The sequence below is a fragment of the Isoptericola halotolerans genome (genome assembly GCF_013149785.1).
GTDB lineage: Bacteria > Actinomycetota > Actinomycetes > Actinomycetales > Cellulomonadaceae > Isoptericola > Isoptericola halotolerans.
The window spans coordinates 331,167-348,283 of sequence record NZ_JABEZU010000005.1 but is presented as its reverse complement, the minus strand read 5'-3'; the positions used below and the strand labels follow the sequence as shown (position 1 = coordinate 348,283).

The window sequence follows — 17,117 nt, the reverse complement described above, 5'->3', positions numbered from 1 at the left end:
AGGCCGCTCAGGGAATGCGGAGCTCGATCACCGGGGTCGCCTGGGCGCCGTCGTGGAGCAACGTCGCCGAGACGGCGCCCGCCCCGGCGAGCCTGCGCCAGTGCTCACCCAACCATTGCTCGGCGTCGTACTGGGTGGTGAAGACCGGGCTCAGGGACGGTTCGAGACGCCGTCCCTCCTGGTCTGCGAGCGCCCACTCCCACCGGGGCCGGATCACTCGACGCGCCCGGCGCTGACCGAACCGGCCGAGCGGGTCAGCGCCCGGTTGAGCCGCGAGGGCCACAGCGGGCCCTCGTAGACGAACGAGGTGTAGCCCTGCACCAGGTCGGCCCCGGCGCGCAGGTACGCGCGGACGTCGTCGGCGTGGGTCACTCCCCCGACACCGATGACGACCGGGTCCGGTCCGAGGCGGGCGCGCAGCCGGCCGACGACCTCCAGGCCCCGGGGCAGCAACGCGGGGCCGGAGAGCCCGCCGGGGCCACGGTCGTGGCCGATGGTGGTGTTCACGGCCACGACGCCGTCGAGCCCCAGCTCGAGGGCCAGGTCCGCGACCGCGTCCACGTCGGCGTCGGCCAGGTCCGGAGCGATCTTGACGAGCAGCGGGGTGCGACGTACGCCGGCCGTCGAGGTCGCCTCGTCGGCCGCCTGCCGGGCGGCGGCGAGGATCGGCCGCAGCTCCGCGGTGGTCTGCAGGTCGCGCAGGCCGGGCGTGTTCGGCGAGGAGACGTTGACCACCAGGTAGTCGGCGTGCGGGGCCAGCAGCCGGGCGCACATGGCGTAGTCGACGGCGGCGTCCTCGGCCGACGTGGTCTTGTTCTTGCCGATGTTGACACCGACGACGGCGGCCCGGCCCGCGGCCGACGACCGCAGCCGACGCAGGCGTTCCGCCATCTCCAGGGCGCCGTCGTTGTTGAACCCCATCCGGTTGCGCACGCCGCGCAGGTCGAGCTCGCGCCACATGCGGGGGGTCTCGTTCCCGGGCTGGGGGCGCGGTGTGACGGTGCCGACCTCGACGAAGCCGAAGCCGAGCATCGTCAGTCCCCGGACGGCACGGGCGTTCTTGTCGAACCCGCCGGCGAGGCCGAACGGCGCCGGGACCGTCCGGCCCAGCACCTCGACGCTGCCCGGTCCTCCGGACCCGCGCCCCAGGTAGGGGGCCAGCGCCCCCTGCACCACGTCGCACAGGACAGGCAACCTGCCGGCCGCCTCGATCGCACGGAACGCCAGCACGTGTGCGCGCTCAGGATCCATGCGCCGGAAGACGCCGTGGAAGAGCAGGGAGTACGGGGTCATCGAGCCTCCGTCGAGTCGTCCGGGGCGGTCACAGGTCGTTCCTGTCCAGGGCGAGTGTGCCAGAGCCACCAGAGGCCGACGAAGGGCAGCACGAGCGGCACGTAGCCGTACCCCTGCCCGAAAGCCGACCAGACGGTGTGCTCGACGAAGAGCTCCGGCGCGGTGACGGACACACCACCGACGACGAGGACGCCGGCGGCCTCGACGACGACGGCGCACCAGGCGACCGTGCGCCACCGGCCTCGGCCACCGCGCGCCAGCGCCAGGGTCGCCACGGCGTAGACCACCGCAGCGAGCAGGGAGAGCAGGTAGGCCGCCGGCGCCTCGGCCAGCTTGGTGGCGACCTGGTAGGTGGACCGCCCCAGGGCGGCGAACGCCAGGATGCCGTACACGGCCACCAGCAGCCGGCCGAAGCCGTGACCGGTCGTCCCGGGCGAAGGCGCCCGCCCCGGCGTGACCATCAGCTCGCTCCCCAGATGATCCAGAGGCGCCACTGGAGGAACGCCACGGTGAGCGAGGCGACGCAGAGCACCACCGAGGACCATCGGCTGCGCTCGGCGAAGGCCCACACGGCGGCGAGCGGCAGCAGGAGCGCGGCGGTGAGCAGGTATCCCCAGAAGAGCGCGCCGTCGACGGCATGTCCCTGGACCTGGAGCACGACCGCGACGACCGCCTGGACGACCAGGACGGCCTCGACGGCACCGGCCCCGAAGAGCTGGCGGAGGATGACGGCGCGGTCGCGCGCGGCGAACCACGCCGCCCACCCGGCGAGCGCGAGGCACAGCGCGACGGACAGCACGAACAGGGGAAGGACCACGTCCGCAGACTACCGGCAGCCTCCCGACGCCCAGGCGTCGGTCACCGCGTTAACCTGGTCCGCGTGGCTGACCTCACTCTGACCGGCAAGAAACCGTCCACCATCGCTGCCGACGCGCTCGTCGTCGGGACCTGCTCCACCTCCGACGGCGTGGCCGTCGTGGCGGACCAGCTTCCCGCCCGGCTCGTCGAACAGCTCGAGTCCCTCGCACCACGCCTCGGCGTGACCGGCGCGCTGCAGGAGGTGCGCACGGTGCCCGCGGGCGCCGACATCGCTGCCGACGTGCTGGTCCTGACGGGCCTCGGCGAGCGCGAGGCCGACGGCACGTTCGCCCACGAGACGCTGCGGACCGCTGCCGGGGCCGCGGTGCGGACCCTGGCCGGGGCCGCGGACGCCGTCGTCGCGCTGCCGGCCGTCGACGAGGCCGAGCTCGGAGCGGTCGCCGAGGGCGCGCTGCTCGGTGCGTACGCCTACACCGCGTACCGCGACGAGAAGGCCGCCGCCAAGCTCACACCCGTCTCCCGGCTCCAGGTGGCGACGAGCATGTACCGCTCGGCGCGCGCCAAGGCCGCCGTGGCACGCGCCGAGGTGCTCGCCACGGCCGTCCAGGGCACCCGCGACCTGGTGAACTGCCCGCCCAACGACCTCTTCCCCGCGGCGTTCGCCGACGCGGCCAAGACCACCGTCAAGGAGCTCGGCGCCAAGGGCGTCAAGGTCACGGTGCTGGACGACAAGCAGCTCGTCGCGGGCGGCTACGGCGGCATCGCCGGCGTCGGGCAGGGTTCGTCGCGAGGCCCTCGCCTGGTGAAGCTCACCTACGCGCCGTCCAAGGCGACGAGCAGGGTGGCGATCGTCGGCAAGGGCATCACGTTCGACACCGGCGGCATCTCGCTCAAGCCCCCCGCGGGCATGCTCACCATGAAGTCGGACATGGCCGGTGCCGCGGCGGTGCTCCACACCGTCGTCGCGGCCGCGCGACTCGGGCTGCCCGTCGCCGTCACCGGGTACCTGTGCCTCGCCGAGAACATGCCCAGCTCCACGGCCCAGCGCCCGTCCGACGTCGTGACCATGCGAGGTGGCAAGACGGTGGAGATCACCAACACCGACGCCGAGGGCCGCCTCGTGATGGCGGACGGGCTCGTGGCCGCCGTCGAGGACGGGCACGACGCCGTGCTGGACATCGCCACCCTGACCGGCGCCCAGATGGTGGCGCTCGGGAACCGCACCTCGGCGGTCATGGGCACCGACGCGGTACGGGACGAGGTCAAGGCTGCCGCCGACACCGTCGGCGAGCCCTTCTGGCCGATGCCGTTGCCCGCCGAGCTCAAGGCAGGGCTGAAGTCGAACGTCGCCGACATGGTCAACGCGGCCTCCGACCGAGCCGGCGGCATGCTGTTCGCCGGGCACTTCCTGGCCGAGTTCGTCGGTGACACCCCCTGGGCGCACCTCGACATCGCGGGCCCCTCGTACAACGAGAAGGCACCGCACGGCTACACACCGGTCGGGGGAACCGGCGTCGGCGTGCGCACCCTGCTCGGGTTCCTCGAGGGACGCGCCACCGCCTGAGGGTCAGGGCCGGCCGCGGTTCAGGACCGGCCCGAGCCCCGACGACGCTCCGCCCGCTGAGCAGAGTTCCAGTCCCGCATCCGCTGGGGGTAGCCCGTGAAGCGCACGTTGTACACGGGCACCCCCAGCGAGCGGGCGACGTCGAACCCGGTGCGCTCGTCCGGGACACGACGGCGGGTCCACTCGCCGTCGGTGGCCACCAGCAGCACGGTGGCCGGCGTCTGGGCGTTCGGTGGCTCGACGTACGCCTCCACCCCGACGCGCGTGCCGACGAACTCCTGCAGGTGCGACACAGCGGCCGCGCGCCCTCCCCCGGACGGGGCGGTGGCGGACGACGACGGGGTGGACCGGCCGAGCAGGCGGTCCATCGCAGACCTCAACGACATGTCGCGAGGGTACCTCCGCGCGCTGTGAGTGAGCGCGATCACCCAGGAGACGACACGATGGCCTGCGACGACACCAAAGCTGACCGGTGCGGGGCAGATGTACCGAGCGTCACAGTTCTCGCAGGGTGGCCACGATTGGGGCCCACCCCCAGGAAGTGACAAGATGAGGCGCAGTGAACCAGGAGCGCGGCAACCGGAGAGGTTTCGACCGGATCACCGGTCGGCCGGCCTCGGCACGTCGCCTGACCCACTGATCGAAGGAGACTCCACAGGTCATGTCTGAGAACGTGCAGCTGCCGGCACTCGGCGAGTCCGTCACCGAAGGAACCGTCACCCGCTGGCTCAAGGCCGTCGGCGACCCCGTGGAGGTCGACGAGCCACTGCTCGAGGTCTCCACCGACAAGGTCGACACCGAGATCCCCTCGCCCGTCGCGGGCGTGCTGGAGCAGATCCTCGCCGAGGAGGACGAGACCGTCGAGGTCGGCGCCACGCTCGCCGTCATCGGTGACGGGTCCGGCGGCGGCGAGACCGCCGCGCCGGCCGAGTCCGCCCCCGAGCCGGAGCCGGAGAAGGCTCCGGAGCCGGAGCCGGAGCCGGAGCCGGAGAAGGCTCCCGAGCCCGCGGCCGAGTCCTCTCCGGCTCCCGCGGAGTCCGGTTCCGGTGACGGCGAGGGCACCGAGGTGACCCTGCCCGCGCTGGGCGAGTCCGTCACCGAGGGCACCGTCACGCGCTGGCTCAAGTCCGTCGGCGACTCGGTCGAGGTCGACGAGGCGCTGCTCGAGGTCTCCACCGACAAGGTCGACACCGAGATCCCCTCCCCCGTCGCGGGCACCCTGCAGAAGATCGTCGTGGACGAGGACGAGACGGTCGAGGTCGGCGCGGTGCTGGCGCTCGTCGGTTCCGGTGCCGCTCCCGCCGAGAAGGCCGAGCCGGCGCCCGCCAAGGCTCCCGAGCCGGCCGGGGCTCCCGAGCCGGCGCCGTCCTCGCCCGCAGCGGAGTCTCCCGCCCCTGCTCCCGCCCCCTCGACGCCGGCGCCCGCTCCGGCCGCGTCGTCCCCGGAGCCGGCGAAGAGCGCCGCGTCGCCGGAGCCGGCCAAGACCACCGGGTCGCCGGCCGCCGCAGCCGGCGGCAAGGGCTCCTACCTCACCCCGCTGGTGCGCAAGCTCGCCGCGGAGAAGGGCGTGGACGTCTCGACGGTCCAGGGCACCGGGGTCGGTGGCCGGGTCCGCAAGGAGGACGTCCTCGCGGCTGCCGAGAAGGCTGCCGCGCCCGCACCGGCGCCCGCCGCGTCCGGTGCGCCGTCGTCCGCCCCGAAGAAGCCGACCGTGCCGGAGGTCTCGCCGCTGCGCGGCACCACCGAGAAGATGTCGCGGCTGCGCAAGGTCGTGGCGGACCGCATGCTCGAGGCCATGCAGACACAGGCCCAGCTCACCACGGTGGTCGAGGTCGACGTCACGAAGGTCGCCAGGCTGCGCAAGGCCGCCAAGGAGTCGTTCAAGGCGCGTGAGGGCGCGAACCTGACGTTCCTGCCCTTCTACACGCTGGCCGCCGTCGAGGCGCTCAAGGCGTTCCCGAAGATCAACGCCTCGATCGACACCGACAAGGGTGAGGTCACCTACCACGGATCGGAGAACGTCGGCCTGGCCGTCGACACCGAGCGCGGGCTGATCGTGCCGGTCATCAAGAACGCCGGTGACCTGAACCTGGCGGGCATCGCCCGGCAGATCGGCGACCTCGCGGCCCGCACGCGGGGCAACAAGGTCGGTCCGGACGACCTGAGCGGCGCCACCTTCACCATCACGAACACCGGGTCGGGCGGCGCCCTGATCGACACCCCGATCGTGCCCGTCGGCCAGGTCGCCATCCTCGGCACCGGCACCATCACGAAGAAGCCCGTCGTGGTGACGGGCCCGGACGGCGAGGAGACCATCGCCATCCGGCAGATGGCCTACCTGTTCCTGTCGTACGACCACCGGCTGGTCGACGGGGCCGACGCCGCCCGCTTCCTCGCCGCGATCAAGAACCGCATCGAAGAGGGTGCGTTCGAGTCCGAGGTCGGTCTCTGACCTGACCGGAGCACCACCGAGGGCGGGTGCCCGCAGGGAGTCGAGCACTCCCCGCGGGCACCCGCCCTCGGTGCGTCAGGCCACCTCCGCGACGCGCCATCCCTCGTCCGTCCAGGCCAGGTGCAGCGTCGCCGTGAGGGGGCCGTCCGCCGGGACGACGGTGGTCCGCCCGTCAGCCGTCTGCTCGTGCTGCTCGACGACGTACCGGACGGAGACCTCGGCGGCCTGTCCGTCCGAGCTGTGCACGCGAGACTCCAGGACCGTCACCCGCGCGCCGTCGACCTCGACCCGCGAGGCCCTGACCTGTTCCAGACGGACACCGGCCTCCTCCTCGGCGGGGGATCCTGCCAGCACGACCTCCTCCAGGGGGCGAGCCCCGGCGAGCAGCTCGACGCGTCGAAGCGTCAGCTCGGCGGCCGCCCCGGCCGGGTCCTCCCGCTCGGTGACGGTCGCCGCCTGGGCGCCGTCCTCCGCCGTCGTGGCGCCCGGGTGGACGCTCGCGACGGCCGGCGGACGGGCCGACGCCGTCGGCCGATGCTGCTCGGGGCCACCGACGTGCACCGCGACCACCACGACCACCACGGTGGTGACCAGGACGGCGGCGGCAGCGATCGCGGACCTGGCGAACCCGGTCCGTCTCGCCGAACGCCGCCCACGGCCTCGTCCTCGTCGGCTGCCCGTCGTCGCCCGCTCCTGCCCTGCCCGCCGCGCAGGGCGGTGCCGGGCTACCGGGACGCGTTGCGCGCTCCGGCTCCCGCCTGCCCGGCCCAGCTCCGCGGCGGCGAGCACGGCCGGCTCGGGCAGCCGCACGGGTCCGGGCGGCACCGCGTCGTCGACCCGGGCAGCGAGGGTGCCGGCCTCGGGCCGCACCCCGGCGTCACCGGAGAGCGCCGGGGCGAGCGCGGCACGCAGCGCCACGGTGGCGTCCGCGTCCGGGTCGGCCACGACGGCGTCGACGAGTCGGGCGAGCGCATGCACGTCGTCGGCCTCGGACACGTGGCCGACGGCCGCGTCGAGGCGGGGGCGGAGGCGAGGGCGCCCGTCGGGCGCCACCACCACGTCGCCCGCCTCCAACGGTCCGTGCACGACGCCCGCGCTGTGCAGGGCGGCGAGCCCTCGCGCCACCGCGACCGCGACGCCGGCAGCCTCGGCGGCGTCGCACCGGTCACGCACGGCGAGCACGACCGACAGCGCCGTCCCCGAGCCTGCCTCCCGTGGCACGACGAGTCGCCCGTCCGGGCTCTCCACGGCGGCCCGGACGGGTTCGACGCACGGGTGGTCGACGGCCGCGAGCGCCTTCAGCCGCCGCAGGAGCGCGGTCCGTGCGGCGGCGTCGGTGGGGATGGTCAGGACGTCGTCGGTCGGCACGGGTCCATCGAACACCGAGCGGGGCCTGCTGCGCTGCGGTCGTCCACAGGCCGCGGTCAGAGGGTGATCTGCCGCCCCTCGCGGGCGGACGTCCGGGCGGCGTCGAGCACCTCGGCGGTACGCACCGCGTCCGCGGGGTCGACCGGGGCCGGGGCGTCACCGGCGAGCCAGGCCGGCAGCGCGCGGTAGAAGTCGACGTGCGAACCCTGCGCCACGGGGACGGGCTCGCGGTCGCGTCCACGGGTGAGCCACCCGTGCGTGCCCGCCGGGGCGTCGTCGTCGAAGCGTTCGAGCGGGGACGCGTCCTGCTCGAAGGTGGTCACCAGGTAGGCGCCGGCCGTGCCGAGCACTCGCGTGCGAGGTCCGGGGGCGCCGACGACGGAACCGGCCCACAGCCGCGAGACGACGGCGTGCGGGCTGGCTGCGGTCCCGCCGCCGGGTTCGTGGGTGAGCACCAGGAAGACGTCGTCCTCGGTCGGCGTCGTCAGGGCCCGGGTCTGCGCCCACACGCTGGTGACCCGCCCGAAGAGCTGGGTGGCGGAGTCGACGAGGTGCGGTCCCAGGTCGAGCAGGAGCCCGCCGCCCGCGGTGTCGTTCTCCTTCCACCGTCGCCGCGGTACCGGACGCCAGCGCTCCCAGCGACGCTCGAAGGTGTGCACGTCACCGAGGCCGCCCCGTCCCAGCAGCTCCACGAGGGTGCGCTGCTCGGGGTCCCAACGACGGTTCTGGAACACGGTGACGGGGGTGCCGGTGGCCGCGGCCTCCGCCACGACGGCCCGCGCCTCATGGGCGTCGACCCCGATCGGCTTGTCCAGCACGAACGGCACCCCGGCGCGGGCGAGCGTGGCGGCCTGCTCGGCGTGGAGCGCCGTCGGGCTCGCCAGCACCACGGCGTCGTAGCGGGAGCGCAGCTCGATCAGCTCGCCGAGGTCGCCGACCAGGCGGGCACCGGGCCAGTCACCCGCTGCCTGGTTGCGTCGACCGGAGTCCCGGGTCAGCACGGCCGAGACCGTGTGCCCGGCCTCGGCGGCGAGCCGGGCGTGGATCTCGCGCCCCGCTCCCCCGTACCCGACGATCGCCAGGCGCAGCGGCGGGTAGGACCTCGCGTCGTCCGTCGTCACGCCGTCTGCCGGTCCTGCCGTGTCCCCGTGATCCACCATGAAGACCATCGTGCCCGACGACGGCCGGGTCGGCCGGTCAGCGCGCCGTGTGCCGCGCCAGCCGTGAGGGCCACCACACGCGGTCGCCGACGTCGTGGACCAGCGCGGGCACCAGCAGGCTGCGCACCACGAGCGTGTCGACGAGCACGCCGAACGCCACGATGAAGGCGAGCTGGGCCAGGAAGAGCAGCGGGATCACGCCGAGGGCCGCGAACGTCGCCGCCAGCACGACGCCGGCCGAGGTGATGACCGACCCGGTGACGGCCAGGCCGCGCAGCACGCCCTGCCGGGTGCCGAACCGCAGGCTCTCCTCGCGCACCCGCGTCATGAGGAAGATCGAGTAGTCCACGCCGAGCGCGACCAGGAAGCAGAAGGCGTACAGCGGGACCGAGGGGTCCGCGCCGGGGAAGTCGAACACGTGGTTGAACAGGATCGCCGCGACGCCGAGCGCGGCCCCGAACGAGAGCACGTTCGCCGCCATGAGCAGCACGGCGGCCAGGACCGAGCGCAGCAGCAGCATGAGGATCAGCAGGACGACGACGAGCACCACCGGCACGATCAGCTGCAGGTCGCGCTGGCCTGCCAGCTGGGTGTCCAGCCGCTCCGCCGCCGCTCCGCCGACGAGCGCCTCGGGCGAGACGTCGCCGACGGTGCCGCGCAGGGCGGAGACCGTCTCGACGGCCTCCTGGCTGTCGGAGGGCGCCGAGGTCGTGACGTCGACGCGCACGAGGCCGTCGACCACCAGGGGGTCGCCCTGGGGTGGCGCGCCGGGCGCGGCGGCCGGCTGGTCGGTGACCGGCGTGGCCGCGGAGACCCCGTCGGTGCCCTCGGCGGCGTCCAGGACGGCGTCGAGGTCGCCCTCCGGGGCGACGACGGTGACCGGCTGCGCGGAGACCCCCTCGAAGTGGCGGGTCAGGGCCTCCTCGCCGTCGACCGAGTCGACCTGGGTGAGGAACACCTCGGAGTCGCCCGTGCCGTCGGCGTCGAAGGTCGGCACGAACGCCGCCGCGGCGGCGAGCACGAGGGCGGTGACGATCCAGACGGAGCGGGCGGGACGCCCGACGAAGGCGGCGACCTTCGACCACACGCCGTGACCGGCGATCGCGACGGTGGTGTCGGCGTCGTGCACCTCGGCGGCGGCGACCGTGGCGGGCACGGGCTCCGCGTCGTCCGCGGCCACCTGCGGCACGCGGGGCCAGAACACCCAGCGGGCGCGGCGGCCGCCGACGAGCAGCAGAGCGGGCAGCAGCGTCAGGGCGGACAGGAAGGCCGCGACGATGCCGATCGCGGCGACGGGTCCGAGGCTGCGGTTGGAGGACAGGTCGGACAGCAGCAGGCAGAGCAGCCCGGCGACGACGGTCCCGGCGCTGGCGGAGATCGGTTCGATCGAGGCCCGGACGGCGCGGCGCAGCGCGGTGTAGGGCGAACGGACGGTCAGCAGCTCCTCGCGGTACCGGGCGACCACGAGCAGCGCGTAGTCGACGGACGCTCCGACCACCAGGATCGACAGGATGCCCTGGGACTGCCCGTTGAGCGTCAGGACGTCGTTCGCGGCCAGGTGGTAGACCACCAGGCCCGCGAGGGACAGGGCGAGCACGGCGTTGAAGATGACGACGAACGGCAGCACCGGCGAGCGGTAGACGAGCGCGAGGATGACGAGCACGGCGCCGAGCGCCACGAGGAGCAGCACCGTGTCGATGGCTCCGAAGGCGTTGACCAGGTCCGCGACGAACCCGGCGGGACCGGTGACCCACGCGTCGAGGCCGACGCCGGCGAGCCCGTCCTGCGCGGCGTCGGCCGCCGCCAGGGAGCGCAGGGCGTCGATCGCCAGCCCGGAGACGCTGGACTCCTCGGTCCCGGCGTCCTGCTCGGCGAGCTGGGCGTCCAGGGAGACGACCACGAGCGCGGCCTGGCCGTCCTCGGAGGGGACGACGACGGGGTCCGCCGTGCTGGCGTCCCCGATGGTGGCGGGCTCCTCGCCGCTGGTGCCCTCCAGCGGCGCGTCGGGCACGGCCTCGGCGAAGGCCTGCACCGCGCCGAGCTGGGCGTCGGTGATCGGTGCACCGTCGCTCGTCTCGGCGACCACGAGCGCCGGCAGCGTCTCGTCGTCGCTGAACTGCGCGGCGAGCCCGGCCGCCTCGGTGGACTCGGCGCTGGCGGGCAGGAAGGCTGCCGCGTCGTTGGTCTGGACGCTGCTGAGCTGGCCCTGCGCCTGCCCCCCGAACGCCCCGACCGCCAGCCACACGCCGATTGCTGCCAGAATGACGAGACCACGGACGACACCCGTCCACCTATTACTCAGCATGTTGAGCATTCTCCACCGGAAGGGCATCCTGGGCAAGTGACAGACCCGACGAGCGAGGAACCTGCCGACTGGCCCACCGGGCGGCTGCTGTTCACCCTCGTGCGCCGCATCGAGCACGAGTGGAACGACCACCTGGCGGGCTGGGAGCTCAACCATGCCGGGTTCCCTGTGCTCCTGCACCTGTTCAAGGGCCCCCGCACCCAGCGCGAGCTCGCCGAGCTCTCCGGGGTCACCGAGCAGACCATGAGCAAGGTCGTCGCCCGGCTTGAGCGCTCCGGGTACGTCACGCGCTCCACCGACCCGCGCGACCGCCGTCGTCGGGCCGTGGCGGTCACGGAGGCCGGGCGCCGGGCCGCCGCCGAGGCCGGGCAGCGCCAGCCCGCCGAGGACCTCACCGTCCGCGGGCTGGACGACGACCAGGCCCAGGCGTTCCGTGAGCTGCTGGTCACCATGGTGCAGGCGGGCCGCCCGGACGCGACCCCGCCAGCGCGGTAGCTCGCCGGCGGAGTAGCCTGCCAGCATGGACGTCGTCACGCTGCCGGGCCGCACGGACTACCGCGAGGCCTGGGACCTGCAACGACGCACGCACGAGTCCGTCCGCGGCGGCTCCCCGGGCGTGACCTACCTGCTCGAGCACGACAGCGTCTACACGGCCGGCCGGCGCACCCGGCGCGACGAGTACCCCACCGACGGTACCGAGGTGGTCGACGTCGACCGCGGCGGCAAGATCACCTGGCACGGCCCCGGCCAGCTCGTCGCCTACCCGATCGTCGCGCTGCGCTCGCCCGTCGACGTCGTGCAGTACGTGCGCACCCTCGAGACGGCGGTGATGGCCGTGTGCGCCGCTCTCGGCCTGAGCACGGTCCGGGTGGAGGGTCGCTCCGGTGTCTGGTTCGCCGCCGACGACGGCGTCCGGGCCGGGTACGAGGGCGCGGCACCGCGCCGCGCGCGCAAGGTCTGCGCGATCGGGGCCCGCGTGGCCCGCGGCGTGACCATGCACGGCCTCGCGCTGAACTGCGACGCCGACCTGACGGCCTTCGACGCCATCGTGCCGTGCGGGATCGACGACGCCGACGTAACCTCGCTGTCCGCCGAGGCGGGCCGGGCCGTGACCGTCGAGGAGATCCGCCCGCTGCTGGCGGCGGCCCTGCAGGAGCACCTCGCCCCCCTGGTGACGGAAGTCACGGCCACCTCGCAAGACATCCGCCCCACCCCCGCGGGCTCCGCCGTAGGCTGAGTGCCGTCTACGAAGGGACCGACGTCGTGACCATCGCACCTGAGGGCCGCCGCATGCTGCGGGTCGAGGCCCGCAACGCCACCACCCCCATCGAGAAGAAGCCCGACTGGATCAAGACGCGCGCCGTCATGGGTCCCGAGTACAAGGAGCTCAAGAGCCTCGTCAAGGGCGGTGGGCTGCACACCGTGTGCGAGGAGGCGGGCTGTCCCAACATCTTCGAGTGCTGGGAGGACCGCGAGGCCACCTTCCTCATCGGCGGCGACCAGTGCACCCGCCGGTGCGACTTCTGCCAGATCGACACCGGCAAGCCCGCGGACTTCGATGCCGACGAGCCCCGGCGCGTGGCCGAGTCCGTGCGCGAGATGGGCCTGAAGTACTCGACGATCACCGGCGTCGCCCGCGACGACCTGGCCGACGGCGGCGCCTGGCTCTACGCCGAGACCGTGCGCCAGATCCACGCTCTCAACCCGGGCACCGGCGTCGAGCTGCTCATCCCGGACTTCAACGCGATCCCCGAGCTCCTCGACCAGGTCAACGAGTCGCGACCCGAGGTGCTCGCCCACAACGTCGAGACCGTCCCGCGAATCTTCAAGCAGATCCGGCCGGCGTTCCGCTACGAGCGCTCGCTGTCGGTGCTGACCCGCGCCCGCGAGGCCGGCCTGGTCACCAAGTCCAACCTCATCCTCGGCATGGGCGAGACCATCGACGAGGTCAAGCAGGCGCTCGAGGACCTGCACGACGCCGGCTGCGACCTCATCACCATCACCCAGTACCTGCGCCCCTCGCTGCGCCACCACCCGGTGGACCGCTGGGTGCGGCCGGAGGAGTTCGTCGAGCTGAGCGAGCACGCCGAGGCGGTCGGGTTCCTCGGGGTCATGGCCGGCCCGCTCGTGCGGTCCTCGTACCGCGCCGGACGCCTCTGGGGTCAGGCGATGACCCACCGCGGCGAAGCCGTCCCCGAGGCGCTGGCGCACCTGACCGAACCGACGACCGCACGTCAGGAGGCCGCGAGCCTCGTGGCCTCCCGCGCCCAGTAGACTCAACGACCATGGCCCGCACCAAGTCCGGCGCCGGCGACTCCGCCGACGCGCCCACGAAGAAGCAGAAGAAGCCCAAGAAGCAGCGGTGGTACCACCAGGTATGGGCCGCCTACAAGATGACGCGGCGGCAGGACCCGCTCGTCACCTGGATCATGCTCGCGGTCTTCTGCGGCATCCTCGCGCTCTCGCTGCTCGTCGGTTTCCTCACCGGGCACCCGATCTACGCGACCGTGATCGGCCTGCCGTTCTCCCTGCTGGGCGCGATGTTCGTCCTGACCCGCAAGGCGGAGCGCGCGGCCTACACGCAGATCGAGGGACAGCCCGGTGCCGTGCGCGCCGCGCTCGGCACCGTGCGCGGCGGCTGGAACTTCGACGACGAGCCCGTGGCGGTCAGCCGGCAGCAGGACCTCGTGTTCCGCGGCATCGGCCGGCCGGGCGTCGTCCTCGTCTCCGAGGGCCCGGCGCACCGCGTGCAGCGCATGCTGGACGACGAGCGCCGTCGTACCGCACGCGTGCTGCCGAACGTGCCGATCACCCTGCTGCAGGTGGGTAACGCCGAGGGGCAGATCCCGCTGCCCAAGGTGGCCCGCAAGGTCCAGAAGCTGAAGAAGAAGCTCACGCGTGCCGAGTCCGCCGAGGTCGGCAAGCGCCTCAAGGCGCTCGGTGGGGTGCGCCTGCCGGTGCCCAAGGGCGTCGACCCGATGAAGGCCCGCCCGGACCGCAAGGGAATGCGCGGGCGCTGACCGCACGGCGCACGCCTCCGGGACGACGCAGGCTTCCAGGACGACCACGAGCGGCCGGTACCGTCATCGACGCACGATGACCGTGCCGGCCGCTCTGTCGTGCATGCCGCGACCGTCGGCGTCCCAGACGACCGGCGGGATCACCAGGCACAGCAGCAGGGTGCGGACCGTGCCGCGGCCGAAGCCGACCAGGTGCGGCCCCTCGACACCGAGCCTGCGCACCTGGAGACCGAGCAACCGGTGGCCGATCGTCGACCCGACGGACGACACCAGGATCAGGTTCATCACCGCGAAGATCGCCAGGGTCACCATCGGGTCTCGCCCGAAGAAGCCGAAGCTGATCGCCTCGGCCAGGGCCCAGTCGACGCACAGCGCGACCACCCGGCGCCCGAGCGGAGCCCGCGAACCGGCGCCCGAGGCAGGCAGACCGAGCCGGTCGCGCCCGCCGGTCTCACCTGTCGGGACGCTGCCACCGGTCAACCACGACCCAAGATCGCCACGTGAAGCCATGTCATCAGCCTACGCGCGGTCACCGGGTGGTCACGTAACACGGTCGAAACATCGGCGCTATGCAAGGGTAACCCTGCAGCCCTAGCGTCAAGGGCGCCGAGCGACCTGGCACCGTCTCACCAAGGAGAGCCTGCATGTTCACCAATGCCGAGGAGGCAATCGCCTTCACCCGCAACGAGGGGGTGGAGTTCATCGACGTCCGGTTCATCGACCTGCCGGGCGTGATGCAGCACTTCAACATCCCCGTCGGGCAGTTCGACGAGGACTCCTTCACCGAGGGCCTGATGTTCGACGGCTCCTCGATCCGAGGCTTCCAGGCGATCCACGAGTCGGACATGAAGCTGGTCCCGGACGTCACGACGGCGTACCTCGACCCGTTCCGCAAGCGCAAGACGCTCATCATGAACTTCTCGATCGTGGACCCGTTCACGGACGAGCCCTACGGTCGCGACCCGCGCACGATCGCCGCCAAGGCCGAGGCGTACCTGCGCTCCACCGGCATCGCGGACACCGCGTTCTTCGCCCCCGAGGCCGAGTTCTACATCTTCGACGACGTCCGCTTCGCGACGTCGGCGAACTCGAGCTTCTACCAGATCGACTCCGTCGAGGCGGCCTGGAACACCGGGCGCGAGGAGGAGGGCGGCAACCTCGGGTACAAGACCCGGTACAAGGGCGGCTACTTCCCCGTCTCCCCGAACGACCAGTTCGCGGACCTGCGGGACGAGATCTGCGCCGCGCTGGCCCAGGTCGGTCTCGACGTCGAGCGCGCGCACCACGAGGTGGGCACCGCCGGCCAGCAGGAGATCAACTACAAGTTCAACACCCTGCTGCACTCCGCCGACGACCTGATGAAGTTCAAGTACGTCGTCAAGAACGTCGCCTGGCAGGCCGGCAAGTCCGTGACCTTCATGCCGAAGCCGATCTTCGGCGACAACGGCTCGGGCATGCACTCCCACCAGTCCCTGTGGCTGGACGGCGAGCCGCTGTTCTACGACGAGAAGGGCTACGGCGGCCTGTCCGACATGGCCCGCTGGTACATCGGCGGCCTGCTCAAGCACGCGCCGTCGCTGCTGGCGTTCACCAACCCGTCGGCCAACTCGTACCACCGTCTGGTGCCCGGCTACGAGGCCCCGGTCAACCTGGTCTACTCGGCGCGCAACCGCTCCGCGTGCATCCGTATCCCGGTCACGGGCAACTCGCCGAAGGCCAAGCGCGTCGAGTTCCGCGTGCCGGACCCCTCGGCCAACCCGTATCTGGCGTTCGCCGCCCAGCTCCTCGCGGGCATCGACGGCATCAAGAACCGCATCGAGCCCCCGGCGCCGGTCGACAAGGACCTGTACGAGCTCCCGCCCGAGGAGCACGCGGAGATCGCCCAGGTCCCTGCCTCCCTCGGTGAGGCCCTCGACAACCTCGAGGCCGACCACGAGTTCCTCACCCAGGGCGACGTCTTCTCCGAGGACATCATCGCCACCTGGATCGACTACAAGCGCACCAACGAGATCGACCCGATCCGTCTGCGCCCGCACCCCCACGAGTTCGAGCTCTACTACGACATCTGATCGGTCGTAGGAGCAGGACCCGACGCTGTCGCGTCACCACGAAGGCCCCGGCACCCGCCGGGGCCTTCGTCGTTCCTGCGATGATCGAGCCGGTCCGCGACGGTCGGGCGCGGACGCCTCCGGCTCCTGGAGGCTTGTCCCTGGAAGGAGGCTCGCGATGTTCGCAGCGCTGAACCACCTGGTGGACGCCGTCGAGGAGGCGGCGGCCGAGCAGGTGGACGTCGCCAGAGTGGCAGCCGAGCACGGCACCACGGAGCACCACCTGCGTCGGATGTTCTCGTCGCTGGCGGGCATGCCCGTCTCGGAGTACGTCCGCCGTCGTCGGATGATGCTCGCCGCCGCCGACGTGGCGGAGTCGGCCGACGATCTGCTGACGCTCGCGGTCAGGTACGGCTATGGCTCGACCGAGGCGTTCGGCCGCGCGTTCCGTGCCGTCCACGGCCTCGGTCTCAGCGACGCACGCCGCGCCGGGGGTCCCTTCCGCGGTCAACAGCAGCTCAGGTTCCGCCTGACCGTCGAAGGGAACACGCCCATGCACGTCCGACTCATCGAACGACCCGACCTGCGCCTCGTCGGCCACGCCGCCCGGGTGCCGCTCGTCCACGAGGGCATCAACCCTCACATCCAGGAGCACATCGCCGCGATCCCGACGGAGGAGCACCTGCGGCTCAAGGAGTCGGGCAACACCTCCCCCGCCGGCATCCTGCAGATCAGCGACGAGCTGGAGCAGGACAGCCCGGAGGGCACCGAGCTGACCTACCTGCACGGCGTGGCGGTGACCGCCGGCACGCCGGTGCCGCAGGACCTGGACGTCCTCTTCGTGGCCGCCGGGAGCTGGGCGGTGTTCACGACCCAGGGACCGCACCCGCGGGCGCTGCAGGAGGCCTACGCGGCCACCGCGTCGGAGTGGTTCCCGTCGAACCCGTGGCGGCTGCGCCCCGGCCCGTCGATCGTGGCGGTCCTGGAGCACGACGAGGACTTCACGAGCGCCACGTGCGAGATCTGGATGCCCGTGGAACGCGCCTGACCGACGAGCAGCATGGAGGTCCTCACGGTGCCGGCACGGT

General features: G+C 72.7%; 17 protein-coding genes. 8 read left to right on the top strand and 9 right to left on the bottom strand.

Annotated features, from left to right (window positions below):
• Positions 1–7: 7 nt before the first annotated feature.
• The 4 genes from HDG69_RS18525 to HDG69_RS18510 are packed head-to-tail and all read right to left on the bottom strand — an operon-like array spanning position 8 to position 2,110.
• Positions 8–217, bottom strand: coding sequence for a hypothetical protein (locus HDG69_RS18525; protein WP_171785291.1), 210 nt, complete (start codon positions 215–217; stop codon positions 8–10).
• On the bottom strand, positions 214–1,293 hold the full coding sequence (locus HDG69_RS18520; RefSeq protein WP_171785290.1) for a quinone-dependent dihydroorotate dehydrogenase: 1,080 nt from the start codon (positions 1,291–1,293) through the stop codon (positions 214–216). The genes HDG69_RS18525 and HDG69_RS18520 overlap by 4 nt, the downstream gene beginning before the upstream one ends.
• Positions 1,290–1,754, bottom strand: coding sequence for a hypothetical protein (locus HDG69_RS18515; RefSeq protein ID WP_171785289.1), 465 nt, complete (start codon positions 1,752–1,754; stop codon positions 1,290–1,292). The genes HDG69_RS18520 and HDG69_RS18515 overlap by 4 nt, the downstream gene beginning before the upstream one ends.
• Positions 1,754–2,110: a hypothetical protein gene (locus HDG69_RS18510; protein ID WP_171785288.1), complete on the bottom strand. Its 357-nt coding sequence runs from the start codon at positions 2,108–2,110 to the stop codon at positions 1,754–1,756. The genes HDG69_RS18515 and HDG69_RS18510 overlap by 1 nt, the downstream gene beginning before the upstream one ends.
• A gap of 63 nt (positions 2,111–2,173) precedes the next feature.
• Between HDG69_RS18510 and HDG69_RS18505 the strand changes: the two genes are divergently transcribed.
• Entirely contained in the window at positions 2,174–3,676 is a 1,503-nt protein-coding gene (locus HDG69_RS18505; protein ID WP_171785287.1) for a leucyl aminopeptidase, read from the top strand.
• A 20-nt stretch (positions 3,677–3,696) separates the two neighbouring features.
• Here the strand turns inward: HDG69_RS18505 and HDG69_RS18500 are convergent, their stop codons facing one another.
• Positions 3,697–4,062, bottom strand: coding sequence for an oxidoreductase (locus HDG69_RS18500; protein WP_171785286.1), 366 nt, complete (start codon positions 4,060–4,062; stop codon positions 3,697–3,699).
• A gap of 275 nt (positions 4,063–4,337) precedes the next feature.
• Between HDG69_RS18500 and sucB the strand changes: the two genes are divergently transcribed.
• Positions 4,338–6,128 (top strand): 2-oxoglutarate dehydrogenase, E2 component, dihydrolipoamide succinyltransferase, encoded by a 1,791-nt coding sequence (sucB, locus tag HDG69_RS18495; protein WP_171785285.1) that lies wholly within the window; start codon positions 4,338–4,340, stop codon positions 6,126–6,128.
• Between the two features lie 75 nt (positions 6,129–6,203).
• On the opposite strand, the gene HDG69_RS18490 is transcribed toward sucB, so the two are convergent.
• Genes HDG69_RS18490 through HDG69_RS18480 form a run of 3 tightly spaced genes read right to left on the bottom strand, consistent with a single transcriptional unit; the run spans position 6,204 to position 10,970 of the window.
• Positions 6,204–7,496, bottom strand: a complete 1,293-nt coding sequence (locus HDG69_RS18490; RefSeq protein WP_171785284.1) for a protein kinase family protein — start codon at positions 7,494–7,496, stop codon at positions 6,204–6,206.
• A gap of 56 nt (positions 7,497–7,552) precedes the next feature.
• Positions 7,553–8,656 (bottom strand): Gfo/Idh/MocA family protein, encoded by a 1,104-nt coding sequence (locus tag HDG69_RS18485; protein WP_171785283.1) that lies wholly within the window; start codon positions 8,654–8,656, stop codon positions 7,553–7,555.
• Positions 8,657–8,693: 37 nt separating this feature from the next.
• Positions 8,694–10,970 carry an MMPL family transporter gene (locus HDG69_RS18480; RefSeq protein WP_171785282.1) on the bottom strand — a complete coding sequence of 759 codons (2,277 nt, stop codon included), beginning with the start codon at positions 10,968–10,970 and terminating at the stop codon, positions 8,694–8,696.
• A gap of 27 nt (positions 10,971–10,997) precedes the next feature.
• Here HDG69_RS18480 and HDG69_RS18475 point away from each other — a divergent pair, with 27 nt between their 5' ends.
• From HDG69_RS18475 to HDG69_RS18460, 4 genes are read left to right on the top strand one after another with little or no spacing between them, the layout of a single operon-like run.
• A complete protein-coding gene (locus tag HDG69_RS18475; RefSeq protein ID WP_171785281.1) occupies positions 10,998–11,456 on the top strand; it encodes a MarR family transcriptional regulator in 459 nt (152 codons plus the stop codon).
• A gap of 25 nt (positions 11,457–11,481) precedes the next feature.
• A complete protein-coding gene (gene lipB / locus HDG69_RS18470) occupies positions 11,482–12,198 on the top strand; it encodes a lipoyl(octanoyl) transferase LipB (RefSeq protein WP_171785280.1) in 717 nt (238 codons plus the stop codon).
• A 26-nt stretch (positions 12,199–12,224) separates the two neighbouring features.
• Complete coding sequence (gene lipA, locus HDG69_RS18465) at positions 12,225–13,235, top strand: lipoyl synthase (protein ID WP_171785279.1); 1,011 nt, start codon at positions 12,225–12,227, stop codon at positions 13,233–13,235.
• 11 nt (positions 13,236–13,246) lie between these two features.
• Positions 13,247–13,981: a DUF4191 domain-containing protein gene (locus tag HDG69_RS18460; RefSeq protein WP_171785278.1), complete on the top strand. Its 735-nt coding sequence runs from the start codon at positions 13,247–13,249 to the stop codon at positions 13,979–13,981.
• Positions 13,982–14,044: 63 nt separating this feature from the next.
• Here the strand turns inward: HDG69_RS18460 and HDG69_RS18455 are convergent, their stop codons facing one another.
• A complete protein-coding gene (locus HDG69_RS18455) occupies positions 14,045–14,491 on the bottom strand; it encodes an RDD family protein (RefSeq protein ID WP_171785277.1) in 447 nt (148 codons plus the stop codon).
• Positions 14,492–14,625: 134 nt separating this feature from the next.
• Here HDG69_RS18455 and glnA point away from each other — a divergent pair, with 134 nt between their 5' ends.
• Both glnA and HDG69_RS18445 read left to right on the top strand, forming a co-directional pair.
• Positions 14,626–16,050: a type I glutamate--ammonia ligase gene (gene glnA / locus HDG69_RS18450; protein WP_171785276.1), complete on the top strand. Its 1,425-nt coding sequence runs from the start codon at positions 14,626–14,628 to the stop codon at positions 16,048–16,050.
• A gap of 157 nt (positions 16,051–16,207) precedes the next feature.
• Positions 16,208–17,077 carry an AraC family transcriptional regulator gene (locus tag HDG69_RS18445; protein ID WP_171785275.1) on the top strand — a complete coding sequence of 290 codons (870 nt, stop codon included), beginning with the start codon at positions 16,208–16,210 and terminating at the stop codon, positions 17,075–17,077.
• Positions 17,078–17,117 lie beyond the last annotated feature (40 nt).